At 72.6% G+C, this 26,067-nt stretch carries 18 protein-coding genes and 1 tRNA gene; 9 read left to right on the top strand and 10 right to left on the bottom strand.

Going from position 1 to position 26,067, the window contains the following annotated elements; all coding sequences use genetic code 11:
- Positions 1–61 precede the first annotated feature (61 nt).
- The 3 genes from GE300_RS13685 to GE300_RS13675 are packed head-to-tail and all read left to right on the top strand — an operon-like array spanning position 62 to position 3,196.
- Positions 62–1,165 carry a glycosyltransferase gene (locus tag GE300_RS13685; RefSeq protein WP_154447132.1) on the top strand — a complete coding sequence of 368 codons (1,104 nt, stop codon included), beginning with the start codon at positions 62–64 and terminating at the stop codon, positions 1,163–1,165.
- Positions 1,162–2,319 (top strand): glycosyltransferase family protein, encoded by a 1,158-nt coding sequence (locus GE300_RS13680; RefSeq protein WP_154447131.1) that lies wholly within the window; start codon positions 1,162–1,164, stop codon positions 2,317–2,319. Before GE300_RS13685 ends, GE300_RS13680 begins: the two co-directional genes overlap by 4 nt.
- Positions 2,309–3,196, top strand: coding sequence for a hypothetical protein (locus GE300_RS13675; protein ID WP_154447130.1), 888 nt, complete (start codon positions 2,309–2,311; stop codon positions 3,194–3,196). The genes GE300_RS13680 and GE300_RS13675 overlap by 11 nt, the downstream gene beginning before the upstream one ends.
- Here the strand turns inward: GE300_RS13675 and GE300_RS13670 are convergent.
- The gene (locus GE300_RS13670) at positions 3,165–4,451 is read right to left on the bottom strand and encodes a hypothetical protein (RefSeq protein WP_154447129.1); all 1,287 of its coding nucleotides are present in this window, start codon (positions 4,449–4,451) and stop codon (positions 3,165–3,167) included. The two genes, GE300_RS13675 and GE300_RS13670, sit on opposite strands and share 32 nt — an antisense overlap.
- Positions 4,441–6,297: a tyrosine-protein kinase domain-containing protein gene (locus GE300_RS13665; RefSeq protein ID WP_154447128.1), complete on the bottom strand. Its 1,857-nt coding sequence runs from the start codon at positions 6,295–6,297 to the stop codon at positions 4,441–4,443. Before GE300_RS13665 ends, GE300_RS13670 begins: the two co-directional genes overlap by 11 nt.
- 157 nt (positions 6,298–6,454) lie before the next feature.
- Here GE300_RS13665 and GE300_RS13660 point away from each other — a divergent pair, with 157 nt between their 5' ends.
- From GE300_RS13660 to GE300_RS13640, 6 genes are all read left to right on the top strand, one after another.
- Positions 6,455–7,123, top strand: a complete 669-nt coding sequence (locus GE300_RS13660; protein ID WP_233417017.1) for a sugar transferase — start codon at positions 6,455–6,457, stop codon at positions 7,121–7,123.
- 51 nt (positions 7,124–7,174) lie between these two features.
- A tRNA-Arg gene (locus tag GE300_RS13655) sits at positions 7,175–7,251 on the top strand.
- A gap of 227 nt (positions 7,252–7,478) precedes the next feature.
- Positions 7,479–8,072 carry a hypothetical protein gene (locus tag GE300_RS13650; protein WP_154447126.1) on the top strand — a complete coding sequence of 198 codons (594 nt, stop codon included), beginning with the start codon at positions 7,479–7,481 and terminating at the stop codon, positions 8,070–8,072.
- Positions 8,073–8,238: 166 nt separating this feature from the next.
- Positions 8,239–11,499 (top strand): glycosyltransferase, encoded by a 3,261-nt coding sequence (locus tag GE300_RS13645; protein WP_154447125.1) that lies wholly within the window; start codon positions 8,239–8,241, stop codon positions 11,497–11,499.
- Between the two features lie 167 nt (positions 11,500–11,666).
- Positions 11,667–13,127: a DUF6212 domain-containing protein gene (locus GE300_RS23050; RefSeq protein ID WP_233417016.1), complete on the top strand. Its 1,461-nt coding sequence runs from the start codon at positions 11,667–11,669 to the stop codon at positions 13,125–13,127.
- Complete coding sequence (locus GE300_RS13640; RefSeq protein WP_233417015.1) at positions 13,124–15,826, top strand: glycosyltransferase; 2,703 nt, start codon at positions 13,124–13,126, stop codon at positions 15,824–15,826. The genes GE300_RS23050 and GE300_RS13640 overlap by 4 nt, the downstream gene beginning before the upstream one ends.
- A 20-nt stretch (positions 15,827–15,846) precedes the next feature.
- Here the strand turns inward: GE300_RS13640 and GE300_RS13635 are convergent, their stop codons facing one another.
- From GE300_RS13635 to asnB, 8 genes are all read right to left on the bottom strand, one after another.
- The gene (locus GE300_RS13635; protein WP_154447123.1) at positions 15,847–17,055 is read right to left on the bottom strand and encodes a pyridoxal phosphate-dependent aminotransferase; all 1,209 of its coding nucleotides are present in this window, start codon (positions 17,053–17,055) and stop codon (positions 15,847–15,849) included.
- The gene (gene pgi / locus GE300_RS13630; protein WP_154447122.1) at positions 17,052–18,602 is read right to left on the bottom strand and encodes a glucose-6-phosphate isomerase; all 1,551 of its coding nucleotides are present in this window, start codon (positions 18,600–18,602) and stop codon (positions 17,052–17,054) included. The genes GE300_RS13635 and pgi overlap by 4 nt, the downstream gene beginning before the upstream one ends.
- 2 nt (positions 18,603–18,604) lie before the next feature.
- Positions 18,605–19,255, bottom strand: a complete 651-nt coding sequence (eda, locus tag GE300_RS13625) for a bifunctional 4-hydroxy-2-oxoglutarate aldolase/2-dehydro-3-deoxy-phosphogluconate aldolase (RefSeq protein ID WP_154447121.1) — start codon at positions 19,253–19,255, stop codon at positions 18,605–18,607.
- A gap of 22 nt (positions 19,256–19,277) precedes the next feature.
- Positions 19,278–19,889, bottom strand: coding sequence for a pyridoxamine 5'-phosphate oxidase family protein (locus GE300_RS13620; protein WP_325063233.1), 612 nt, complete (start codon positions 19,887–19,889; stop codon positions 19,278–19,280).
- Positions 19,886–21,691, bottom strand: a complete 1,806-nt coding sequence (gene edd / locus GE300_RS13615) for a phosphogluconate dehydratase (protein WP_154447120.1) — start codon at positions 21,689–21,691, stop codon at positions 19,886–19,888. The genes GE300_RS13620 and edd overlap by 4 nt, the downstream gene beginning before the upstream one ends.
- A gap of 51 nt (positions 21,692–21,742) precedes the next feature.
- On the bottom strand, positions 21,743–23,191 hold the full coding sequence (zwf, locus tag GE300_RS13610) for a glucose-6-phosphate dehydrogenase (protein ID WP_154447119.1): 1,449 nt from the start codon (positions 23,189–23,191) through the stop codon (positions 21,743–21,745).
- A 173-nt stretch (positions 23,192–23,364) separates the two neighbouring features.
- Complete coding sequence (locus tag GE300_RS13605; protein WP_154447118.1) at positions 23,365–24,177, bottom strand: aldolase/citrate lyase family protein; 813 nt, start codon at positions 24,175–24,177, stop codon at positions 23,365–23,367.
- Positions 24,174–25,997, bottom strand: a complete 1,824-nt coding sequence (gene asnB, locus GE300_RS13600; protein WP_154447117.1) for an asparagine synthase (glutamine-hydrolyzing) — start codon at positions 25,995–25,997, stop codon at positions 24,174–24,176. The genes GE300_RS13605 and asnB overlap by 4 nt, the downstream gene beginning before the upstream one ends.
- Between the last annotated feature and the right edge of the window lie 70 nt (positions 25,998–26,067).

Here is a 26,067-nt window from a genome sequence, read left to right as displayed (position 1 = left end):
CGCATGGTTAACGGCGGATTACCGGGACCGCGCGCCCGAGGAAATAAAGGAGTGGGTAACGATGCTGGTCTCTGCACTGTGGACGGTTCTGGGCGTCTCGGCGCTGTTGCTGGTCTATCCGTTCGCGATCTACCCGCTGCTGCTGCGTCTGCTGCGCGCCGAGGCGCCGCCGCAGGCGCGCGGCCCGCTGCCGCGGCGGGTGGCGCTGGTGTTCGCCGCACGCGACGAGGCCGCCGACCTGCCGCGAACGCTGCGCATACTCAGCATGGTGCGGATGCACTGGCCCGACTTGCAGATCCTGGCCTGGAACGACGGCAGCCGCGACGGCACCGGCCGCCTGCTGCGCGGCGCGCGGTCGCTGGTGCGCGCCCGGCACGCGGTGCATCCGGTCGGCAAGGCCGAGGGGTTGCGCCGCCTGATCGACGAGACCGACGCCGAGATCCTGGTGCTGATGGACGCCAACACCCGCTTCCGCCCCGAGGCGCTGCGCACGCTGGTCGCGCCGTTCGCCGATCCCTCGGTCGGCGCGGTCGGCGCGCGGCTGGTTCCGTGCGGGGCCGCGGCCGGGGTGGGCCGCGCCTACTGGGCGCTGGAAGAGCGGATCAAGCGGCTCGAGACCCGCAGCGGCTCGACCATCGGTTGCGACGGCGCGCTGTGGGCGATCCGGGCCGAGCTCTATCCCCGGTTCGGCGCCGCCGCCGCGGACGACTTCCGCCCCTCGATGGAGGCGCTGCTGGCGGGCCGCCGGGTGATCTCGGTGCCGCAGGTCGAGGTGCGCGAGGCGGCGGTTCCGGACCGGCACGGCTTTGCCCGCGCGGCGCGCATTGCCTGCGGCGCCTGGCACGCGCACCGGCAGATCCGCGCGCGGCTGCACCGGCTGTCGCCGCGCGACCGGTTCAAGTATGTCTCGCACAAGCTGCTGCGCTGGTTCTCGGGACTGTGGCTGCTGACCGGCGGCGCGGCGGCGCTGGCGCTGGCGGGGCTGTACGGCCACGGCGCGGCGGCGGCGGTGCTGCTCGGCGCGGGGCTGGCCGGCGCGGCGCTGGGCCTGCCCGGGCCGGCGACCGCGTGGCGGATCTGCCAGGGATTTCTGGGCACGACCTGGGGCGTGCTGCGCGCGATGCGCGGCGGCACGCGGGTCCGCTGGACGCCGGTGCGCGCATGACCCCGCGCCGCGTCATCGTCTTCGCCTTCGACGTCACCGAGGCCAGCCAGATCCGCACCATCCGCGCGATCCGCGCCTGCGGCGCCTGCGTGCGCAGCGTCTCGTTCCGGCGCGGCAACATGAACGCCGGGTTCCAGCCGGACTGGCCGGACACGGCGCTTGGGCTTGCGCCGAACGGGGTCGGCCCGCGGCGCCTGCTGGCGCTGGCGCGCGGCGCGCTGCGGGTGCTGTGGCACCGGCGGCGGCTGCGCGGCGCGGACGTGCTGCTGGCGCGCAACCTGGACATGGCGCTGCTGGCTTTGCTGGGGCGCTGGGCCAGCGGCAGCCGCGCGCCGCTGGTCTACCAGTGCCTGGACATCCACGGCCTGTTCGCGCGGCGCGGCCCGCGCGCGGCGCTGGCGCGGCGGGCCGAGCGTTTCGTGCTGGACCGCACGCACCGCCTGGCGGTCAGCTCGCCGCGCTATCTCGCCGCGCATTTCGTCCCGGTCCACGGCTGGCGCGGCCGCACCCAGGTGATCGAGAACGGCATCTGGTGGCCCGACGGCGCGCCGCCGCGCCCGGCGCCCGGCGTTGCGGCGGCCGAAGGCCCGCTGCGGCTGGGCTGGGTCGGCACGCTGCGCTGCCCGCGCACCCTGGCGCTGCTGGCCGATGTCGCCGACCGGATGGGGCCGCGGGTGCAGATCGTGCTGCGCGGCGTCGTGCACCGGCACCAGCTGCCGGAGTTCGACCGGGTGCTCTCGCTGCGGCCGAACATGCGCTATGACGGCCCCTACACCTATCCCGACGGGCTGGCGCAGGCATATCGCGGGCTCGACTGCGTCTGGGCCCAGGATCTGTGGCAGGCGGGGGCGAATTCGGACTGGCTGCTGCCGAACCGGCTGTACGAGGCGGGCTATTTCGGCTGCCCGGCGATCGCCGTCGCGGGGACCGAGACCGCCCGCGCCGTGCAGCAGCGGGCGCTGGGCCTTGTGATCCCCGAGGCAAGCGCGGCGCGGCTGATACCGGCGCTGGAGGCCGGGCGCACGGCGCTGACCCGGCTGCGGCGCGGTCTGCTGGCGCGGCCGGCCGACGAGTTCTGCCTGTCGCCCGGCGCGGTGGCCGGGATGCTCGACCTGGCGGCGGCCGACCCGGCCGGGGTGCCGCGTGCTGCCTGACCCGGGCCGCGCCCGCCGCCGGCTGGCGCTGCTGTCCGCCCGCGCCCGGCGCACGCTGCCCGGCGCCGGGCTGCGCCGCGGCTGCCTGTTCGTGCACCTGCCGAAATGTGGCGGCACCTCGCTGACCGCCGGGCTGGCCGGCACCGTGCCGCTGACCCGCAAGCTGGGCGCGGTCGACGCCATCGCCACCCGGCGCGCGGCGGCGCTGCTGGCGTTCGGCGTCGACGATCCGTGGCTCTGCCACGAAGAGCTGGACCACGGCGCCCACAGCTTCGCCCTGCGCGAGGGCCTGGCGCTGACCCACCTGGCCGCGGGCGCGCCGCTGGTCTACGGCCATGTGCTGGTGTCCGAGCTGCTGCTGCAGGCGGCGCTCCGGCAGGGCCACGGTCTGGTGACGATGATGCGCGATCCGCGGGCGCGGGCGCTGTCGAACTACCGCATGGCAGTGCGCGCCGGGGTGATTCCCGACGATCTGGACCTCTGGCTGGACGGGCCGGTGGGCCTGCGCATGGGCCGGCAGATGCTGCGCTATCTCTCGGGCCATCCGGACCCGGCGCGCATCGACGCGCCCGAGACGGCGCTGCGCATCGCGCTGGAGCGGCTGGAGCGGTTCGCCCTGATCGGCTTTCTCGAGACGCCGCAGCCGTTCCTCGACGGCTTCGCGGCGGCGTTCGGGGCACGCCCCGCGCTGCCGCGGCTGAACCGCGGCGGCGGCGTGCGGCTGGATCTGACCGCGGCGCAGGCGCGCAAGCTGGAGACGCTGATCGAGCCGGACCGGATCATCCACGCCCGGGCGCTGGCGCTGCATCCGGGAACGGCGTCGGCGCGGCGCGCGCGCCGTGCGCTCAGATCCGGACCAAGCGGCGCCCCGGCATGAGCGCCGCGCGCGCCGAGCAGTCCTGACCGGTCCGGCGCAGGCAGGCGCCCCACATCAGCGCCTGGGCGGCACCGGCCCCGGCCACGGCCCCGGCGACCGCGCCGCCCGTGCCCCAGGCGATCGCGCCGCCGGCGACCGCGGTCCCGGTCAGCGCGGCGGCGACCGCCGACAGACCGCCGACCGTCGCCGCGTGGCCCGCTGCCGTCAGCAGCAGCGCCGGGTTGCCCAGCAGCGCCCGCAGCGCCGGCACCGCCGCCAGCGCCCAGACCAGCGCGTGCCCGCCGGTGGCGCCGGCCAGCTGCAGCGCGGGCGCGAGGACCAGCGCCAGCCCGGGCAGCGCGAGGCCCAGACCCAGCAGCCGCAGCCGCGCCGCCTCGGCCAGCGCGGCGGGCAGCCCGGCCGCGCCGGCGGCCGCCAGCCGGGCGATGCGCGGGCCGGTGGCGATCTCGACCGCCGCGACCGCAAGCCCCGGCAGCGCCGCCAGCGTCAGCGCCAGCGCCAGCAGGCCCAGCTGCGGCGCGGCCAGCACCGGGGCGGCGCTGACCAGCACCAGGTCGCGGAACATTTCCTGCACCAGAAGCGACGGCGCCAGTACCAGCCCGATCCGCAGCCAGCCGCGCGTTTCGCTCCCGGGCATCGCCCGGGGCGCCGGCGGCAGCGCGCGAAACACCGGCCGCAGCACCCGCCGCTGCAGCAGGACACCGACACCGCATGCCGCCGCCAGCAGCGCGGCGAGCGCCCAGTCCGGCGGCCGAAGCGACAGCGCCAGGCACAGCCCGGCGAACGCCAGAAAGGCCAGCGGCCGTGCCAGGATCCGCACCGCCACCGCGCCGCCCGGTGCGCCCAGCGCCGCGCCCTGCCGGGCGGTGGCCCGCAGCAGCGCAAGCGCCGGGGCCGCGGCGGCCAGCGCCAGCGCCGCCGGCGCCGATACCGCGTCCAGCCGCCACGCGGCGGCGCAGACCAGCATGATCAGACCGCTGCCAAGCGCGATGACGCGACTGTTGAAACGGACGAAGGCGGCGCGGTGCCACGCCGGCCCGGAGTTCAGCACCCGGATCGCCGCCCCCTCGAGGTTGGCGCCCGCGACCACCGCGCCCAGCGTCGCCGCCGAGACCAGCAGCATCGCCTGCCCGAACCCGGCCGCGCCCATCTGCCGCGACAGAAGCAACGCCGCCAGCGCCCCGGCGGCCGCCGCCACGCCCTGCGCCGCGCCCATCGCCGCGGACAGCGCGGCGCGGCGCCACTCAGGCGTCACGGCTGCGTGCCCGGGTCAGCACCAGGCCGGTGACCGGCGGGCCGATCCCCGCCAGCTTCGCCAGCCCTCGCCGCAGATGCGCCCGCCGCGTCGCGCGCGCGCGCACGGCGTAGATCAGCGCGTCGCAGGCCGGCGCCAGGCCGCGGGCGTCGGCGGTGTCCAGCACCGGCGGCGCGTCGATCACGATGTGGTCGTAGCGATCGCGCAGCCCGTCGATCAGCCGCGCGAACCGCCCCGAGCCGAACAGGTCCGCGCCGTTGGCCGTCACCGGTTCGGCCACCAGCGCGTCGACATCGGTGCCGGGCAGGCGCAGGCAGGCCGCCTCGAACGGCGTCAGCTCGGCCAGAACCGACAGCACGCCGCGGCGCGGTCCGCCGCCGGCGCGCGCGGCCAGTGCGCCGTGCCGGCTGTCGGCCTCGATCAGCAGCACGCGCCTGTCCCAGGCGGCGAGCGTCTGCGCCAGCATCAGCGCCAGCGTGGAAGTGCCGTCGCCGCGGCGGCTGCCGGTCAGCAGCACCACCTGCGGCGTGTCGACCGTGCTCAGCACCAGCCCGGCGCGCAGGTCGCGCACCGCCGCCGACAACGGGCTGTCGGGGTTGCGGGTCAGCGCATCCAGCGGATCGCGGCCGGCGGGCGCCTCGGGGATCACCGCCAGCACCGGCAGCCCGGTCAGGTGCCGCGCCTCGTCGGCGTCCCGGACCCGCAGCCGCAGTTCCTCCTGCGCCAGCACCGCCAGCCCGCCGGCCCCGGCGCCCAGGATCAGCGCCAGCGCCAGGATCAGCATCGGCTTCGGCGACGCCGGGAACAGCGGCACCACCGCCGGCGACAGCACCCGCGCGTCCGGCTCGTGCGCGCCGGGCTGCAGCGAGGTTTCCTGCAGCCGCGTCAGATAGCTTTCGTACAGCAGCCGCTTGGCCTCGGCGTCACGCTCCAGCTGGCGCACCGTGACCAGGTCGCGCGACGCCTGCTGCACCTGCGCCTCCAGCGCCCGCGCGTCCGCCTCCAGCGCGGCGCGGCGCGGGTCGCCCGGCGCGGTGTCGTCGCGCAGCTCGCGCAGCGCCGCCAGGCGCCGTTCCATCTCGGCCAGGTCGGCGGCGCTGTGCAGGCCGCGCGCGGCGCGGGCCGAGCGCGCCAGCGCCTCGGCATCCTCGAGCTGCCGCTTCAGGCCGAGCACGCGGTCGGTGAGCCAGGCGGTGGCGCGGTCGGTCGCCGCCAGCTTCCCGGCGACCTGGTCCTGGATGTAAAGCTCGGCCAGCGTGTTCACGATCCGCGCGCTCTTGGCCGCGTCGCGGGTGCCGATCGAGACCGCGAACACCAGGCTGTCGGGGGCGATGTCGACCCGCAGGCGCCGGATCACCGCGTTGATCGTCGCATCCAGCGCCGCGCCCGGCCGGTCGGCGGCGGCCGCCGGCGGCGGCAGCACGGCAAGCTCCTCCAGCCGGCGCCGCACCGTCCGCCGCAGCGAGAACGCCGGTTCGGGGCGCAGCGCGGCGTTGAACTCGGGGTCCTCGATCAGCTTCAGCCGGGCGACCAGCTGGCCGACCAGCAGCCGCGACTTCAGCACCTGCGCCTGGGTGTTCAGCACCTGCTCGTCCCGGCCCAGGGCCGGCACCACCCGGCCCAGGTCGATCACTTCGGGATCGTACGGCAGCAGCATCAGCGTGGCATGGGTGCGGTAGACCGGCGGCGCCATGCGATAGCCGTAGACCCCGCCCAGCAGCACCGCCAGCAGGGCGACCGCGAGGATCGTCCAGCGGCCGCGCCACAGCGTCGCCAGCCCGGCGAAACCGGGGGCGTCCGCCGGCGGCGGCGCAACGGGCACGGGGATCGGCGACAGGCGCGTCATGGCGCACAGAGTGCGGGCTCAAGGTAAACCAACAGTTAATGAAATATTGTGTGATTAATTAATGTTAAATTTGGAGTTTGTTAAGCAGTTTCCAAAATCTTCACCGTACCGAGTTCAACAGATCGGCCCTCCCCCAAGTCGCCGGAGTCGTACAGTGATGCCCCCGATCCAGAGTACCTATCCCCTTTACCCAGCCGCCACCGGGGTGGCGTCGACATCGGACCGCTACCGCCGTGGCCTGAAACGACTGTTCGACCTGTTGCTGCTGGCGACCTTGGCGCCGCTGATCGTTCCGGTCGTTCTGCTGCTGGCGCTGCCGGGGATGATCGCCGGCGCGCCGTTCTACGGCCATGTCCGGGTGGGCCGCGACGGTCGCCGCTTCACCTGCTGGAAGCTGCGCACGATGGTCCGCGACGCCGATGCAGCGCTGGTGCGCCGGCTGCAGGCCGACCCGCACGCCGCCGAGCAATGGCGCCGCTACCGCAAGCTGACCGACGATCCGCGCATCACCCGGCTGGGCCGGCTGCTGCGCCGCACCAGCCTGGACGAGTTGCCCCAACTGCTGAACGTGCTGCGCGGAGAGATGTCGCTGGTCGGCCCGCGCCCGCTGACCGCCGAGGAACTGCAGGACTACGGCGCCGCGCGGCAGGCCTATCTGCACGTGCTGCCGGGCATCACCGGGCTGTGGCAGGTCAGCGGCCGCAACGCACTGACCCTGTCGCAGCGCGCCGCCTTTGACATGCAGTACGCGCACACGCTGTCGCTGTGGCTGGACCTGCGGATCCTTCTGCGCACCGCCCGGGTGGTGCTCCAGGGCCGCGGCTGAGGGTTTTTCAGGGTTTTCACGCCTGTGGCCACGGGGTATGCCGGGGGCGGCGGCCCCGTGGCTCAATCGGATAGAGCAGCCCCCTCCTAAGGGGCAGGTTACAGGTTCGAATCCTGTCGGGGTCACCACACCGGCCGGACAAAGCGGTCCGCCTTCCGCCCGAGCGGCGCCGACTGGTCCCGCGCCCTGGATCCGGACTCTTCCGGCTTTTCTTCCCGGTAACAATTTGCATGCGCACGAACCGCTTGGTCGGTCGTCGCAAAACCGTTAACCTTGCCGGCGGGAGGAGGCCCGATCGCCGGGTCGTCAACAAGAAAAGCAATGGCCTGCCGCGGCGGGGTCGGAAAGACCAAGAGTGCTGATATCGTTTCCTGCCCGGCTGTGCTATCTGGCCGGACCCAAGACCGGCTCCACCGCGATCGAGGATCAGCTGCGGCCCGTGTCCAGCGTCGTGCTTCAGGGCACGGCCCACGCCAAGCATCTGAACGTGCGCGAGTACCGGGCGCTGCTCGGTCCGTTGCTGCAGCACATCAACGTGCCGCCGCCGGATCTGTGCGCGGTCATGCGTCACCCGATGGACTGGATCCGGTCGTGGTACCGCTATCGCCAGCGCGACGGCGAGTCGCCCGGGATGTCCACCCGCGACATCGACTTCGAAACCTTCGTCGACGGCTTCCTGGCGGACGAGAAGCCGGTGTTCACCCACTACATCGGCACGCAGTACGATTTCCTGCGCGACGAGGACGGCGAGGTCCGGGTCGATCACCTGTTCCGATACGACGACATCGACGCCTTCTACCGCTTCCTCGGCGAACGGTTCCAGCGGCCGTTCGAGTTCCGGCAGATGAACGTCTCGCCCCGGGTCGACGTGGTGATCTCGGTCGACGCGCAGATGCGGCTGGAACGCGCCTTCGCCCGCGACTACGAGCTGTATCACCGCCTGACGTGATCCCGCCACGCGCCGCGCACGGGCGGGTTGACGCAGGTTGGCCGGGCGGTCCCCAAAAGGGTGGAAAACCGGCCCTGCCTGTCGCATACGGGACCGGCCGGCACGGCGCCCGGTTTCGACGACAGGTGGCCCGGTCACTCCGGCCGGGGCGAAAAGGGAAAGCTTCATGCGGATTTGCTTCGTGGCCCTGGAGATCCTGGGGCCGTTCACGGGGGGTGGAATCGCGACCGCGCTTGCCGGTCAGGCCGAACACCACGCACGCGAGCACGAGGTCACCGTCCTGTACGTGCACCCCGACCTCGACCCCGACGAGGCGCCGCGCTGGGAGGAGTACTACGCCGCGCGAAACATCCGCTTCGTCCGCGCCGAGTTCGACACCTTCTACCCGCGCGACAACATCCAGAAGCGCGCGTTCGCGGTAAAGGAATACCTGCAGGCCCGGGACGGGGACTTCGACGTCATCTTCTTCCACGACTACCTTGGGCTGGGCTACTACACCGCGCTGACCCGGCAGCTTGGTCTGGGCTTTGCCGGCACCCGGCTGGGCACGGTGGTGCACGGGCCGTCGGAATGGGCGCGGACGCTGAACATGGTCGGCACCGAGGCCGAGGACATCACGCTCTACGAGATGGAGCGCAAGCAGGCCGAGTATTCCGACTTCGTCGTCGCGCCCAGCCAGCACATCCTCGACTGGTGCGCCGAGCAGGGCTGGACGCTGCCCGCCGACACCCGCGCGATCAGCAACATCCTGCCCGACCGGCTGGACCTGCACACCGGGCTGCGGCAGGGCGATCTGGTCACCGGCATCGACGAGGTCGCCTATTTCGGCCGGCTGGAAATCCGCAAGGGCTTCTTCACCTTTCTCGACGCCGTCAAGTACCTGCACAAGAACCGGCTGACGCTGCCGAAGAAGATCACCTTCCTGGGCGCGCTGTGCACCAACTCGGACCGGAACTCGGCCAGCACGGTGCTGGAGTACGCGCAGGACTGGGACTGCGAGATCCAGTTCCTGAACAACTGCGACCACGAGGCGGCGATCCGCTATCTGGTCAACAACCGGCCGCTGACGGTGGTGCCGTCGATGGACGAGTCGTTCGGCCTGACCGCCTATGAATGCCTCAGTTTCGGAGTGCCGACGCTGTTCTCGAACCGCGGCGCGCTGGCGACGCTGCCCGCCGCGCCCGAGCGTGACGCGCTGCTGGTCGAGCCGCGGGCGAACCAGCTGGCCCGGCGCATCGCCGAGGCGCTGGACAAGGGCATGGTGATCGGCGCCGTCGCCGGCACGCACCTGCGCGCCGGCGAGGCATGGGACCGCCTGCTGTCGGACCTGTCGGCGCCGGCCGCGCCGGTCGAGCCCTGGGGCAAGACCGTCTCGATCGACGATCTCACCCGGCGCTCGGTCGGCGAGGCGGATGTACCTGCGCCGGCCCAAGCTCCTGCCCCTGCCCAAGCCCCTGCCCCTGCCCCGGCCGAGCCGCTGGTGTCGGTGATCCTGGTGCACCACAACCGCCCCACCACCCTGGCGGCGGCGCTGGCCAGCGTGCTGGCGCAGACCTGGCGCAACCTCGAGGTCATCGTCGTCGACGACGGCAGCCGGTCGCAGGATTTCCGCGCCGCCGAGGCGCTGGTCGCCGAAGCCGGCGACAGCCGGGTGCAGCTTCACCGGCAGGAGAACCGCTATCTGGGCGCGGCGCGCAACTTCGGCGTCAGCCACGCGCGCGGCGACTACTTCCTGTTCATGGACGACGACAACTTCGCCCTGCCGAACGAGGTCGAGACCTTCGTCAAGGTCGCGGTGGCGACCGGCGCCGACGTGCTGAACACCGTCTCGCGGCTGTTCCGCACCGCCGGCGACGACCGCCTGGTGTACGATTTGTACCTGCCGGTCGGCCCGTCGCTGCCGCTGGCGCTGTTCGGCAACACCTACGGCGACGCCAACGCGCTGGTCAGCCGCGGCATCTTCGAGCGCGTCGGCGGCTTCACCGAGGAATACGCCCAGGGCTGCGAGGACTACGAGTTCTTCAACCGCGCCTTCATGTCCGGCGCACGGATGCAGCTGGTGCCCGAGCTGGTCTTCGACTACCGCGCCGACGACGAGAGCATGATGAAGGAGCTCAACTCGGGCAAGTACATCATCAACCAGCTGCGCGGCGTCGCGCCGCTGTTCGACAGCCACCGGCTGCTCGACCTGGCGCAGATGCGCGGCATCATGCGGGTCGGCTTTTTCACCGCGGTCGAGCGCGAATACGTCTACTGGAACGAACAGAGTGTCGAGCGCCGGCGGCACGCCGACCTCGAGGCCCAGCTGTCCAGCCTGCGCTACCGCCCGAACAGCCCCGAGGCCTGCGAGCTGGTGGTCAAGCTGCTGGCCGCCTATGGCCGTGTGCGCGAGGCGCTGGCCTTCATGGAGCGCAACGGCATCACCCCGGACGACACCCTGCTGCGGCAGATGCACACGCTGCTGGCGCGTCACGAGCGGCGCGGCCAGAACGTCGGGCGGCAGCGCAACGCCGTCACCAACGGCGCGTTCGAGTTCTGGTCGCTGGGCACCCGGCACGAGGGCGTGGACCCCTACCAGTACATCGCCAACGACTGGCTGATCCCGTCGTCGCGGCGCCGCGGCGCGCTGATCGCCAGCCAGGAACGGGACAACGCCCTGTTCCCGCTGACCCGCAGCCGCACCGCCACCTACCTGCGGCTGGACAACGCCCGCCCCGACCCCGAGGGCTACTGTTTCCTGGCGCAGCGGATGATGGACGTCGGCCGGCTGATGGAGAACGAGATCGACCTGTCGCTGCTGGCCCGCTCCAGCTATCCGGGGCCGCTGAACGTGTTCCTGCGGGTGACCTACGAGCACGGCACCGAGGAGTTCGACGACGTCTGGCCGACGCGGCAGGCCTGGATCAACGAAAGCTGGCAGATCGTCGATCTGCGCTTCGACCTGTCGTCCTACCAGCTGGACACCACCAGCGAGACCGCCTTCGTCAGCCTGTTCGTCAAGGTTCCCACCGCCGAGATCGCCACCATGGACCTGACCGACGTCGTGGTGCTGCCCCATGGCGACGGCGCCTCGATGGAGCCCTACATCCGCGAGAACGAGCGCCAGCGCGCCGAGCGGCGGATGTTCCCGGCCGGCCGCGACGCGCGGTTCACGCCGATGGGCGAGCGCAACCTGCGGGTGGACCTGCCGCCCGCGCAGGCTGGCAAGCTGTCCGCGCTGACCGCGGTCCACGTCCGCTCGACCGCGGTGCTGGCGCTGGCCGACGGCGATTTCCTGGAGCTGACCGTGCACAGCGCCGAGCGCCGGCCGGACCCCGACGCGCCCGAGACGCGAAGCTACATCCACGTCGTCGTCGACAGGGAGGTCGGGCAGATCGGCACGGCGATGGAGGACTTCATGATCGTGACCAACTACCTCAGCGGCTGACCCGCGCCCGTCCTCGGCCCGATCCTCGGCCCGGTCCGCGGGCGCGTTTGCCGGCCGGTGATCCGCCTGCCGCCGGCGCCGCCGGCCCGACGCATGGTCACTGGCCGGGGCCGGATCGACCTGCTAGGACAATGCCGATCACCGTTTCCGCACGAGGTCCGAACGGCATGAACGCTCCGCTTTCTCCTGCCCCGGATGCGCCGGTTCTCGTCGTCAGCGCGCCGCTTGCCGCCGCGCAGCCGCCCGAGGGCGTCACCCTGATGGCGCTGGACCGGTGGCGCGCGACGCTGATCCCGCTGGGCGGCGCCGGGTCCGGCTCCGGCGGCTTGCCGGGTCTGGCGCTGGGCGACATGACGGTGCTGGGCCTGTGCCTTGCCGAGGCCGACGCCGAGGCGGTGGCCGGCGACCCCGCGCTGTCGGCGCTGCTCGACGCCGCCGCGATCCCGCTGCGGCGGCTGCCGCCGCAGGCCGGCGCGGCCGCGCTGGCGGCCGCCGCGCTGGCGCTGTTGCTCGACCGGCACCGGGCGGTGCTGCGCCAGGGCGCCGCCGACCGCGCCGCGCTGGCCGCGCTGCGCAGCGCGCACATGCAGATGCAGACCGATCACGCCGAGCTGGAATCCTGGGTCTGGGACGCGCTGGCGCCGAAGCACAAGCTGGTGCGGGCGTGGCCCGCCACCGCCGACACCGCGACCCTGGCCGCGGGCGACGCGCCGCTGCGCCAGCCGCTGCCGGTGCCGGCGCGCGGTTTCGCGGCGGTCGACGTGCACCTCGCCGCCTCGGCCCCCGCCGGTGCGCGGCTGCGAATGACGCTGGTGCGCCCGGTCGGCCCCGATTTCGAGGATGCCGCGACCGAGATCGACCTGCCGGAAGGCCACGCCGGCTGGCTGCGGCTGACGCTGCCGCGCGCGCCGGGCGGCGCGCCCGAGGATGCCGAGGTCGCGCTGGCGGCGACCGGCGACGGCGCGCTGCAGCTTTCGCTGGCGCCCGAAAGCCCGTTCGCCGACGTCTGCGCCCGAAGCGGCGACCGGGCGCTGGCGCGGCCGCTGGCGCTGCGCGTCTACCGGACGCTGCCGCGGATGCCGGCGCCGCCGCTGCACGACACCCGCCGGCCGCTGCCCGCCGACGGCGTGACCCGGCTGATCCGCCCGTCGGACCTGGGCCCGCCCGAACAGCTGCCCTACTGGGCGCGCAGGGTCCGCCGCGGGCTGCGCGCCTATCCCGATTTCACCGCCGTCGAGCACTGGACCGACGAGGACGCGCACTTCGTCCACCCATCGGCGCACCGCCCGGTGGTGGCGCGCGTGCCGGGTCTGAGCGCCGAGGCGCTGGTGCAGTTGCGCGGCATCGTGCAGATCGGCCGCCACGACACGATGGAGGTCGCCTTCGCCATCGGCGCGGCGCCGGCGGGCACTGTCGGCTCGGCCGAGCAGGCGCTGGGCCATCTCGGGCCGTGGGTACACCTGCTGCCCGCCGAATGGGGCGAGGTCTGGTACGAGCCGCCCGCGGCGCTGTCCGGGCCGGTCGACCTGCTGCTGGCCACCGCCATGCCCAACATGCCGTTCAACCGCAACGCCGACGCGCTGTTCCACGGCTACCGCCTGACCAGCAGGGCGGGCGGCGCCGCATGAGCGGGCTCCGCGTCGCGGTCGTGATCCCGGTGTTCCGCCACAGCGCGCTGGCGGACGAGGCCATCGCCAGCGCCCTGGCGCTGGGCGAGCGGGTCGCCGTGGTGGCGGTCGACGACGGCTGCCCGAACGCCGAGACGCGGATCGCGCTCGACGGCTGGCAGGCGGCGCATCCGGGCCGCTTCCACCGCCTGCACCAGGCCAACCGCGGCCTGTCCGGGGCGCGCAACACCGGCATCGACTTCGCGCTGGCGCGGTATCCGCAGCTCGAGGCGGTGTTCCCGCTGGATGCCGACAACCGGCTGGACCCGCACGCCATGGACCTGTTCGCGCACCTGCTGGACGGCCAGCCGCAGGCCGACTGGTTCTATCCGAACTTCGACATGTTCGGCCTGAACGACGGATACCACAACGGCGGGCCGTTCTCGCTGGCGCGGATGGCCGAGTCGAACCATTGCGAGGCCGGCAGCCTGATCCGCCGCCGGTTGCTCGACGCCGGGCTGCGCTTCGACGAGACGATGCGCGGCGGCTACGAGGACTGGGAGTTCTGGCTGTCGGCCGCCGCCGCCGGGTTCCGCGGCCAGCCGGTGGCGCAGGCGTTCTTCCGCTACCGCAAGCGGCCCGAGAGCATGCTTGCCGGCTCGCACGACAACGACGTGGTGCTGCGCGCCGAGATCCGGCGCCGCCACCGCTGGCTGTTCGACCGCGACGGTGTGGCGCGCCACGCCGCGGCCGAGGCGCCGCGCTACGCGCTGATCGAGACCGGATCGCCGTCGCGGGTGGCGCTGTGCACCGACCCGATGCAGCCCCGGCCCGGCGAGCGCGACACGCTGATCGGCGAGTTTCTGGCGGCGCGGGCGCGGCCCGGCCAGGTGCCGCGCCCGGTCGCCTGGGTGCTGGCGCGGCCGGCGGCGCTGGCGGCGCTGCGCGCGGCGGGTCTGGCGCCCGCGGCGCTGTGGCACCTGCACGCGGCGCTGGCCGACGCCGAGGTCGCCGTGATCCGGCTGCGCCGCCACCCCGACGGGCAACGCCGCATCACCGCGCGCCCGCCCGCCGCGCCGCCGGCGGCGCAGCGCGCCCGGCCGCTGCGCAAGCGCGAGCGCGTCGTCGCCGAGCAAGCCCACCGCATCGCCCGCGACCGCCAGTTCGAGGCGCTGACCGAAGCCGACCTGCTGATGATCCGCACCGCGACGGTGGCGGAGTTCGCGTTCCCGAATTTCAAGAAGGAAAGCCGCGCCGAGCAGAGCGTGCTGAAGCGGATCGAACGCGCCCGCGTCGCCGAGGTCACCGTCGAGCTGGAGACCGCGCCAACCGTCGACGGCGCCGCGCCGCCTCAGGCCCTGCGCGGCCTGATCCGCGGCGTGCGCGCCGCCGACAAGCGCGACGGCGGCTACCTGCAGCAGCTGCGCCCCTGGCGCAAGGATCCCGCCGTGACCGGGCCGGCGAACATGAACTGGGCGCTGCGGGCCCATTCCATGGGCGGCGTGCCGCTGCCGCACGACCCGGCGCCGGGCACGCACATCGGCTTCGTCGCGCCGATCTTCCAGTTCGGCGGCGTCGAGAAATGCATCGTCGCGCTGGCCGACGCGCTGAAGCGGCAGGGGGTGCATTGCCACCTGTTCGTGTACGGCAACGTCGCCATGGCCGGCACCGGCTGGCTGACCGCGCCGTTCGAGACCGTCCACCAGATCTCGGACCCGAAGCTGCGCGACTGGCGCGGGCCGCAGTACCTGGGCACCAACCTTGCCGCGACACCGTCGCCGGCCCTGTTGCGCGACATGCTGGGGCCGCTGTCGGGGATGGACGCGGTCATCGCCACCGGCTGCGCGGCGCTGTTCCACGGGCTGGGCGCGCTGCGGTCCAAGGGCATCCTGAACTTGAGCTGGGAGCACCTGCTGGAGACCGGCGGCTATGGCCGCGCCTACGGCACGCCCTATCTGGGCGTCGCCTACGAGGGCGGGCTGGACCTGATCCTGACCTGCTCGACCCGGCTGGCGGACTGGATGCACGCGCAGGGCGTGCCCAGCGCCAAGCTGCTGCCGATCCCGAACGGCCCCGGTTTCCCGATGCCGGCGCCGGCGGTCCGCGCCGCGCTGCAGGCGCGCCGGGCACGGCCGGCAGACGCGCCGCTGCGGGTCGGGTTCCTGGGCCGGCTGGATGCGCAGAAGGGGGCCGACCGCTACCTGGAGATCGCCCGCGCCTGCGCCGGGCTGCCGATCGAATTCTCGCTGACCGGCAGCGCGGTGATCGCCGCGCAGAGCGGGCTGACGATTCCGGACAGTGTGGCGCGTTACCCCGCCGCCTTCGGCATCGACGAGCTGGCCGAGGCCTTCGCCCGGCTGGATGTGCTGCTGATGCCGTCGCGCGACGAGGGGCTGCCGCTGACGATCATGGAGGCGCAGCGCGTCGGCGTGATCCCGGTGGCGACCGACGTCGGCGCCGTCGCCGAGGCGATCCGCGACGGCGAGACCGGCTTTCTGGTCGAGAATCACGGCGTGGTCGACCAGATGACGGCATTGCTGCGCCGGCTGCTGCGGGATCCGGACCTGCGGCAGCGGGTGTCGGGGCAGGCGGCCGGGCCCGAGGGGCGGTGGGATCTGAACGCATCGGCGTTGATGGGCGCGCTTGCGCCCCGCCTTGCCGCCCGTGACACGGCGGAATCGCGGCAGGCCGCGATAGGTCGTTCAGCTTCCGCCCCCTGAGCGGGGGCGGAAGCGGCGGATCAGCGGGTGAGGCTGGCGAGAAAGTCCGACAACCGGTCCATCGCCGCGTCCAGTTCGGCGTCCGAGGCGGCGAAGGTCATCCGCATGTAGGGGCTGGCGCCGAAGCCGGCGCCGCCGACGACGGCCAGGTCGTGACGGTCGAGCAGTGCGTCGACGAAGGCGGCCTCGTCGGCGATGCGCGTGCCGTCCGGCAGTCTCGTGCCGATCCGGTCGCCGATCCCGACCCAGAGGTAGAACGCGCCCTCGGGGGCCCGGACCTGCAGCCCCGGCATCGCGGCCAGGCACGCGACCAGCCGGTCGCGGCGGGCGAGGAAGGCGTCGCGGCGCGCGTGTACCGTGCCCAGTCCGCCGTCCAGCGCCGCCACGGCCGCCGCCTGCGCGACCGAGCAGGCGTTGGTGGTGGACTGCGACTGCAGCACCCGCATCGCCCTGATCAGCCAGGCGGGCCCGCCGCCATAGCCGATGCGCCAGCCGGTCATCGCGTAGGCCTTGGAGACGCCGTTGACCGTCAGCACCTGGTCCTTCAGTTCGGGACAGACGGCGGCGAGGGTTGCGAACGCGGTGCCCGGGTAGGTCAGGTGCTCGTAGATGTCGTCGCAGATCACGATCACGTCCGGGCGGTCCTTCAGCACGCCGCCGAGCGCGCGCAGCTCGTCCGCCGACAGCACCGCACCGGTCGGGTTCGACGGCGAGTTCAGCATGATCGCGCGGGTCTTCGGCGTCAGTGCGGCGGCGAGGGCCTGCGCCGTCGGCTTGAAGCCGGTTTCCGGGCCACAGGTGATCTCGACCGGCGTGCCGCCGGCCAGTTTCACCATGTCCGGGTAGCTGACCCAGCACGGCGTCGGGCAGATCACCTCGTCCCCCGCGCCGATCAGCGCCAGGATCGCGTTGAAGATCACCTGCTTGGCCCCGGTCGAGACCATCACCTGGTCCATGCCGTAGCTCAGCCCGTTCTCGCGCGCGAACTTGTCGATCACCGCCTGTTTCAGGCGCGGCGTGCCGTCAACGGCGGTGTATCGGGTCTGGCCGTCGCGCATTGCCTGGATGGCGGCCTCGACGATGGGCTCGGGCGTGTCGAAATCCGGCTCGCCGGTGGTCAGCGAGATCACCGGGCGGCCCGCCGCCCTGGCCGCGTTCGCCCGGGCCGTCGCCGCGACGGTGGGCGAGGCCGAGAACCGCGCCATGCGCGGCGCCAGTCGGTCGGTCATGCGCGCAGGTCCCGCAGCGCCTTCAGCAGCCCGGCGGTGGAGCCGTCCTTGGCCGACGCGTCGCCGCCTTCCACAAGCGGCAGCATCTCGCTGGCCAGCTCCTTGCCCAGCTCGACGCCCCACTGGTCGAAGCTGTTGATGCCCCAGATCGCACCCTCGACGAACACGCGGTGCTCGTAGAGCGCGACGATCCTGCCGAAGGTCTCGGGCGTCAGCCGGTCGTAGAGCAGCATGGTCGAGGGCCGGTTGCCGGGGAACACGCGGTGCGGGTTGTCGGCCTCGGGCCGGCCGATCATCAGCGCCTCGGCCTGGGCGAAGCAGTTGGCGACCAGCAGGTCGTGCTGGTGCTTCAGGTCCGGCTCGTTGCCGTTGGCGGCGACCAGGAACTCGCAGGGGATCACGCGGGTGCCCTGGTGGATCAGCTGGTAGAAGGCGTGCTGGCCGTTGGTGCCGGGCTCGCCCCAGACCACGGGGCCGGAGGCCTCGGTCAGGGTGGAGCCGTCCAGCGCCACCCGCTTGCCGTTCGATTCCATGTCCAGCTGCTGCAGGTAGGCGGGCAGCCGCAGCAGGCGCTGGTCGTAGGGCAGCACGGCGCGGGTCGGATAGCCGCAGACGTTGTTGTGCCAGATGCCGACAAGGCCCAGCAGCACCGGCAGGTTCCGCTCCAGCGGCGCGGTGCGGAAGTGCCGGTCCATGGCATGACCACCCGCGAGGAACGCGGCGAAATTGTCCGCGCCGACGGCGATCATCAGGCTGAGGCCGATGGGCCCCCAGACCGAATAGCGCCCGCCGACCCAGTCCTCGAAGCCGAAGACGCGGGTCGGGTCGATGCCGAACGCCTGCGTCCTGTCCACGGCAGAGGAGAGCGCGGCGAAGTGGCCGCCCGCCTTGTCGCCCACGGCGCTTTCAATCCAGCGGCGGGCGGTCTCGGCGTTGGTCATCGTCTCGATGGTGGTGAAGGTCTTCGAGGCGACGATTACCAGCGTGGTTTCGGGGTCCAGCCCCTTCAGCACGTCGTGGATATGCGCGCCGTCCACGTTCGAGACGAAATGCGTGCGCGGCCCGTCATGCCAGGGCGCCAGCGCCAGCACCGCCATCACCGGGCCGAGGTCCGAGCCGCCGATGCCGATGTTCACCACGTCGGTGAACGGCTTGCCCGAGGGCGCGGCGATGCGGCCCATGCGGATGCCGTCGGCAAAGGCCGACATCCGGCCCAGCGTCTCGCGCACGCCGGGCATCACATCCTGGCCCCCGACCATCACCGGGTCGTCCGAGCGGTTGCGCAGCGCCGTGTGCAGCACGGCGCGGTCCTCGGTCGCGTTGATCTTCCCGCCCGCGAACATGGCGTCGCGCCGGGCCTCGACGCCGCGGCTGCGGGCGAGGTCCAGCAGCAGCCCGAGCGCGGTCGCGTCGATGCCGGTCTTGGAGAAGTCCAGCAGCATGTCGTCCAGCCGGGCCGAGAAGGCGTCGAACCGGGCGCCGTCGAACAGGTCCCCGATCCGGCGATCCTTGGTGGACTCGCGGTGGGCGCGCAGCTTGTCGAACATGATCAACGCTCCAGTTTGGCGGCCTCGCGGGCCAGGGACTCGATGCCTGTCCAGTCGCCGGATTCCACCTTGTCGGCGGGGGCGACCCAGCTGCCGCCGGCGCACAGCACGTTGGGCAGCGACAGGTAGTCGTTCGCGTTCTTCGGGCTGACGCCGCCGGTCGGGCAGAAGCCGATCTGCGGCAGCGGCGCGCCGATCGCCTTCAGCGCCGGGGCGCCGCCCGAGGTTTCGGCGGGGAAGAACTTGAGCATGTCATAGCCGCGTTCCAGCATCGCCATCGCCTCGGTCGCGGTCGAGGCGCCGGCCAGCAGCGGCAGGCCATGCTCCTCGCAGGCGGCGATCAGCGACGCCGTGGCGCCCGGAGAGACGCCGAACTTCGCGCCCGCCGCGACGGCGTCGGCGACGTCCTGCGGGGTGACCAGCGTGCCCGCGCCGACGACGCCGCCGGGCACCTCGGCCATGGCGCGGATCGCGTCCAGCGCGGCGGGGGTGCGCAGCGTGACCTCGAGCGCCGGCAGGCCGCCGGCGACCAGCGCCTCGGCCAGCGGGCGGGCGTGGGCGACGTCGTTGACGACCAGCACCGGGATGATCGGCGCCAGCGCCGCCAGTTCCCGGTTCTTCACGCTTGCGTCTTTTCCGGTGATCCTCGTCATCGCGGCGGTTCCCTTGCGTCCGTTACCATAGCGACCCGGCAGCGCGGCCGGGCCAGTCCCTGTCGTAGGCGTCGCCGTCGATCGCGGCGCCGCTCATCGTCTCGAGCATCCGGCCCGGCGTCGGCAGGGCCGCGGGATCGGCGATGCCTCCGTCCCACAATCTTGCCCGCATCACCGCGCGGGCGCACTGGAAATAGACCTCCTGCACCGACACCACCACCACGCTGCGCGGCGGCTTGCCGTGGCTGGCGAAGCGGTCGAGCAGGTCGGCGGCGGCGCTGATCCGGGCGCTGCCGTTGACCCGGATCACCGTGCCCGCGCCGGGGATCAGGAACATCAGCGCGACGCGCGGGTCGCGCACGATGTTGCGCAGCGAATCGATGCGGTCGTTGCCGCGCCGGTCGGGCAGCGCCAGCGTCGCCTCGTCCAGCACCGCGACCACCGGCCCGTCATCGCCGCGCGGCGAGCCGTCGAGCCCCTCCGGCCCGACGGTCGACAGGATGCAGAACGGCGACGCCTCGATCCAGGCGCGGTACGCCGGGGTGATCCGGTCGGCGACCTTGACCGTCGCCGCCGCACGCGGCGTGCCGTAAAGCGCCTCGAGCGCCGCCGTATCCTCGATCCAGCCGGTCACAGCAGCGCGCAGGCCCCCATTTCGGCCGGGCTGCACTGGTCGCGGAACGCCTGGAACATCTCGCGGCCCATGCCGTGGCGGTTGCCGGTCAGGTCCGGCACCTCGGCCGCGCGCTCCAGCGCCGCCGGGTCCAGCAGGTCCAGCGTGCCCTTGACCGCGTCGACCCGCACGATGTCGCCGTCGGCGATGCGGCCGATCGGGCCGCCGTCCAGCGCCTCGGGGCTGACGTGAATCGCCGAGGGCACCTTGCCGCTGGCCCCGGACATGCGCCCGTCGGTGACCAGCGCCACCCGCTGGCCGCGGTCCTGCAGCACCGCCAGGATCGGCGTCAGCGAGTGCAGCTCGGGCATGCCGTTGGCCCGGGGGCCCTGGTAGCGCACGACCACCACCATGTCGCCGGTCAGCTCGCCGGCACGGAACGCGGTCTTCACCGCCTCCTGGTCGTGGAACACCCGCGCCGGGGCCTCGATCACATGGCGCTCGGGGGCGACGGCGGACACCTTCATCACCCCGGTGCCGATGTTCCCCGCCAGCCGCTTCATGCCGCCGGTGGCCTGGAACGGGTCCGAGGCCGGGCGCAGCACCTTGGGGTTCAGGCTTTCGTCGGTGCCGTCGGTCCAGACCAGCTCTCCGTCCAGCAGCTTGGGTTCCTGGGTGTAACGCTCCAGCCCCTCGCCGATCACGGTCTTGGTGTCCGGGTGCAGCAGCCCGGCGTCGAGCAGTTCGCCGATCATGTAGCCCAGCCCGCCGGCGGCGTGGAAGTGGTTCACGTCGGCCAGCCCGTTGGGATAGACCCGCGCCATCAGCGGCGTCGCGTCCGAGATCCGGGCGAAATCCTCCCAGTCGAGAATCACGCCGGTGGCGCGGGCCATCGCCAGCAGGTGGATCAGCAGGTTGGTCGAGCCGCCGGTGGCCATCAGCCCGACGATGCCGTTCACCCAGGCGCGCTCGTCCAGCACGTCGCACACCGGGGTGTAGTCGTTGCCGAGATCGCTGATCGCCAGCGCGCGCTTGGCGGCGGCCACGGTCAGCGCCTCGCGCAGCGGCGTGTTCGGATTGACGAAGCTGGCGCCGGGCAGGTGCAGGCCCATGAACTCCATCAGCATCTGGTTGGTGTTCGCGGTGCCGTAGAAATTGCAGGTGCCGGGGCCGTGATAGCTGTCCATCTCGGCCTTCATCAGCGCGTCGCGGCCGACCTCGCCGCTGGCGAACTGCTGGCGGATCTTGGCCTTCTTGTCGTTCGGCAGCCCCGAGGGCATCGGCCCGGCGGGCACGAAGATGCTGGGCACATGGCCGAAGCAGCCGGCGGCGATCACCAGCCCGGGCACGATCTTGTCGCAGATCCCCAGGTAGACGGCGGCGTCGAAGGTGTTGTGGCTCATCGCCACGCCGGCGGCCATCGCGATCACGTCGCGCGAGAACAGGCTCAGCTCCATGCCGGTCTGGCCCTGGGTGACGCCGTCGCACATCGCCGGCACGCCGCCGGCGACCTGGGCGGTGCCGCCGACCTCGCGCGCGGCCTGCTTCAGCAGCTTCGGGTAGTCCTCGTAGGGCTGGTGCGCCGACAGCATGTCGTTGTAGGCGGTGACGATGCCAAGATTGCCGGCATGGCCCAGGGCCAGCCGGTCCTTGTCCTCGCCCATCGCGGCATAGGCGTGCGCCTGGTTGCCGCAGCTCAGGTGGGCGCGCCGCGGTCCCTCGTCGCGGGCGCGGGCCATGCGGTCCATGTAGGCCGAGCGGCTGGCGCGCGAGCGGTCCTTGATCTGGGCCGTGACGCTGGCCACCGTGTCATTCAGGGTCATGTCGTCCTCTAGGTTCGGGTGTCAGGGCCTTGAGGTCGTCTGGTCGGGGCGTCAGCCGGGGATGTCTCTCCACCGTCGGCCATCGCGGTGCAGCAGCGCAAGTGCGTCGTCGGGGCCCGAGCCGCCGGGATCGTAGGATTGCGGCCGGTCCGGGGAGTCCTGCCATTCCGCCAGCAGCGCGTCGGTCCAGGCCCAGGCGGCCTCGACCTCGTCGCCGCGCATGAACAGGGTCTGGTTGCCCCGAATCACGTCCATCACCAGCCGCTCGTAGGCGTCGGGGATGTCGAACTCGTCGCCCAGCGCGTCGGCGAAGGTCATGTCCAGCGGCACCTCGCGCAGGCGCATGCCGCCGGGGCCGGGATCCTTGATCGTCATCCGCAGGGTGATGCCCTCGTCCGGCTGCAGCCGGATGATGAGCGCGTTGCCCTTGCGGTTCGAGACCTCGGGGAAGATCGAGTGCGGCACCTCCTTGAAGATCACCGCGATCTCGGACAGGCGGCTGCGCAGCTTCTTGCCGGTGCGCAGGTAGAACGGCGTGCCCGCCCAGCGCCAGTTCGAGATCTGCACCTTCAGCGCGACATAGCTCTCGGTCTTGCTGTCGGGGTTCTCGACATGCTCCAGATACCCGGCCGAGCCGTTGCCGCGGTACTGGCCGCGCACGGTGTCGTCGACGTGGATCGGGTCCAGCGCGCGGATCACCTTCAGCTTCTCGTCGCGCACCGAATCGGGCTCGAATCGTGCCGGGGGCTCCATCGCGGTCAGGCACAGCAGCTGCATGATGTGGTTCTGCACCATGTCCCGCATCGCGCCGGACTTGTCGTAATAGCCGCCGCGCCCCTCGACGCCGATCGATTCGGCGACGGTGATCTGCACATGGTCGATGTGCTGGGCGTTCCACAGCGGCTCGAACAGGGCGTTGGCGAAGCGCAGCGCCATCAGGTTCTGCACCGTCTCCTTGCCCAGATAATGGTCGATCCGGTAGATCTGCTGCTCGTCGAAATGCCGCGTCAGCTTGGCGTTCAGCTCCTGCGCCGAGGCCAGGTCGTGGCCCAGCGGCTTTTCCACCACGATCCGGCTGTCGGGGGTGGCGAGGCCGCTTTCGGCCAGCTTCTCGGCGATGGTGCCGAACAGCGACGGGGCCACCGACAGGTAGAACGCGCGCACCACGTCGGGGCGCAGCTTGCCGCACAGCTCCTGCCAGCCGCCGTCGCCGGTGACGTCCACCGCGACGTAATCGATGCAGTCGACGAAGGCCTTCACCGTGGCGGCGGTGCGCTCGGCCTCGGGGACGAATTCCTCCAGCGCCTCGCGGATCGACTTCTGATAGGCGGTGCGGGTCATCTTCGAGCGGGCCGCGCCGATCACCCGCGCGCCCTCGGGCATCTGCCCCGCCTGGCGGCGGCGGTAGAGGCTGGGCAGGATCTTGCGCCGGGCCAGATCGCCGGTGGCGCCAAAGATGACAAGGTCGAACGGATCGACCGGGATGGTGCGGGCTACCATGACAGAAGGCCCCTTCTTCGCATGGCCGCAGCAAGCTGCGACAACGGTGTCCAGACCGGCAGCGCCGGTGCGCGACCCGGTCAGGGCCATGCCCGAGCCTGCGAGCCGGAAACTACGCCGGTGGGGTCAGGTGTCAACACAAGTTTGATGCAGCGCACCGCAGGTGGGGATTCTCAGCCGCCGGCGGCGGCCACCGCGTCGCGGAACGCGGCGCGGTTCGCCGCCAGCGCCAGCGGCCCGGCCGCCTGCCATCCGGCCAGGCAGGCGCGCAGCGCGGCAAGCTCGGCGGCAAAGTCGACGCGGGCGGTCAGTTCGGCCAGCGTCGTCGCGCGGTCGTGGAAGCTGCGCGACAGGATCGCCCAGCTTGATCCCAGCCGGGCGTGTTCGCCCAGCACCATCCGCGCCGGGATCGCACCGGCGTCCAACCGCGCCAGCCCGCCGATGCCGAACGGCACTCCGGCGGCGCGCAGTGCGGCGGCGGGCGCGTCCAGCAGGCCCTCGGCCAGCGGCTGGAACATGAACCGGTGCCCCAGGTCCAGGTGCAGGTCGTTCAACCCGATGTGCAGCCGGTCCGGGCGCGCGCGCGCCAGCAGGTCGGGGATCGCCGCCAGCGCGCCGGCGGTCTCGGCCAGCGGCACCACCTGCGCGCGGCCCGCGACCAGGTCGGCGAATCGCGCCACCGTCTGCCAGTCGCGGAACATCGGCAGCATCAGCGCGTCGGCGCCGCGCGCCAGCGCGTCGGCAATCTCGGCGCCGGTGCCGTCGTGAAACGGGTTCAGCCGCACCATCAGCACCGCGTCCGGCGCCGCCGCGCGCAGGCGCGAGACGTCGGCAGGCACATGCGGCGATTTCCAGCTGTCGACATGGCCCTGCCGGTCGGCCTTGCCGATGCTTTCCAGATCGACGAACAGCACGTCGTTGCCGGCATCGGTCACATGCCGGGCGATGCCCGGATCGGCGGTGATCATCATCGTGTGCAGCGTCATGCCGTCGCCTGCGCCAGCATTTCCGGGTCGCGGTCCAGGAACAGCCGCGCCCAGATCTCCAGCGAGATCAGCGCCCGCACCTGCCGGGTGTGGTTCTCGCGCCCGGCCAGATGCGCCTCGACCAGCGCGGCGGTCGCGTCGGCATCAAGCCAGCCGCGCGCCGCCAGCCGCCCGTCCAGCAGCATCGCCCGGCAATAGGGCGCCAGCGCGCCCTGGAACCACTCGCCGATCGGCACGGTGAACATCTGCTTGCGCCGGTCGGTCAGCTCGGGGCCTAGCAGCGGGCGCACCGCGTCCTTCAGCAGCGCCTTGGTGGTGCCGCCGCGCAGCTTCAGTTCGCCGGGAATGCGGAACGCCAGCTCGGCCAGCCGGTAGTCGAGGAACGGCGAGCGCACCTCCAGCGAGTTCGCCATCGCCATCCGGTCCGGCTTGACCAGGTTGTTGCCGGGCAGCAGCAGCGCGGTGTCAGCCAGCAGCACCCGGTTCACCGGGTCCTGCGCCGGGGCCAGGCGCAGCGCGTCCGCCGACGGCGCGAACGGGTCGGCGTCGGCCCAGGCCTGCGCCAGCGCGCCGCGCAGCAGGCGCGCGGGCTGATCGCCGGTCAGCAGGCCGATGGCGCGGGGATAGCTGTCCTCCCAGCCCTTGGGCAGGTCGGCGGCCGCGCCCTGCGGAAACAGGTCCAGGTACTTGGCATAGCCGGCGAACAGCTCGTCGCCGCCGTCGCCGGTCAGCACCATCTTCACCTCGCGCCGCGCCAGCCGCGACACCAGGTCGGTGGGCATGAACGACACGTCCTGGTGCGGCTGGTCGCAGTGATAGATGAATCGCGGCCACAGCGCGGCGATGTCGGGATGCGCCGTCTCGGTGTGGTGGATCGCCCCGAACCGGGCGGCGGCGGCCCTCGCGTGCGGCGTCTCGTCGAAGCGCGGGTCCTCGAACCCGATCGAGAACGAGCGCACCGGCCGGTCCATGTGCCGTGCCATCAGCCCGACCACGGTGCCGCTGTCCAGCCCGCCCGACAGGAACGCGCCGAACGCCGCGTCCGAGCGCAGCCGCAGCCGCGTGGCGTCGTCCAGCAGCTCCATCACCTGCGCGCGGGCGGCGGGCGCGTCCAGCGCCCGGTCGGGGGCGACGTCTTCCAGCCGCCAGTACCGCTCCACCGCGATGCCGTCGGCGTCGATCCGCGCGCGGCTGCCCGGCGGCAGGTGGACGATGCCCTCGAACGCCGTCGCCGGCGGCGGCACGAAGCCCTGCGCCATGAACGCCGCCAGCGCCGGCATCGACGGCCGCGCCGCCACGCCCGCCGCCAGCAGCGCCTTGATCTCCGAGGCGAACAGCACGCCCTGCGGGGTGTCCGCAAGGAACAGCGGCTTCACCCCCAGCCGGTCGCGGTACAGCCACAGCGTGCCGTCGCGGCGGTCGTGTACGGCGATCGCGAACATGCCGTTCAGCCGGGTGACGAACTCCGGGCCCCAGTGCAGATAGGCCTGCAGCAGCACCTCGGTGTCGCCGGTGGTGCGGAAGCCGGCACCGGCGCGGATCAGCTCCTCGCGCAGTTCCACATAGTTGTAGATCTCGCCGTTCTGCACCAGCGCCACGTCGCCGTCGCCGTCGCCGTCGCCGTCGGCGCCCAGCATCGGCTGGTCGCTGGCGTGGCTGAGATCGAGGATCGACAGCCGCACGTTGCCGATGCCGACGCCGCCGGCCACGGCGACGCCGTCGGCGTCGGGGCCGCGGTGCCGCAGCGCGCCGCGCATCGCCTCCAGCGCGGTGGCGTCGGGGCGCGCGCCGAAGGCGGCGATGCCGAAGATCCCGCACATTAGCGGGGGGTCCTGAGGGATGGTCGGGTCATGCGGGTCCGCGCTGCTTCCTGCGCAGTTAGCACCGGGC

This window comes from Halovulum marinum, from assembly GCF_009697225.1.
Classification (GTDB): domain Bacteria; phylum Pseudomonadota; class Alphaproteobacteria; order Rhodobacterales; family Rhodobacteraceae; genus Halovulum; species Halovulum marinum.
This window is presented reverse-complemented; position numbering and strand designations above follow the sequence as displayed.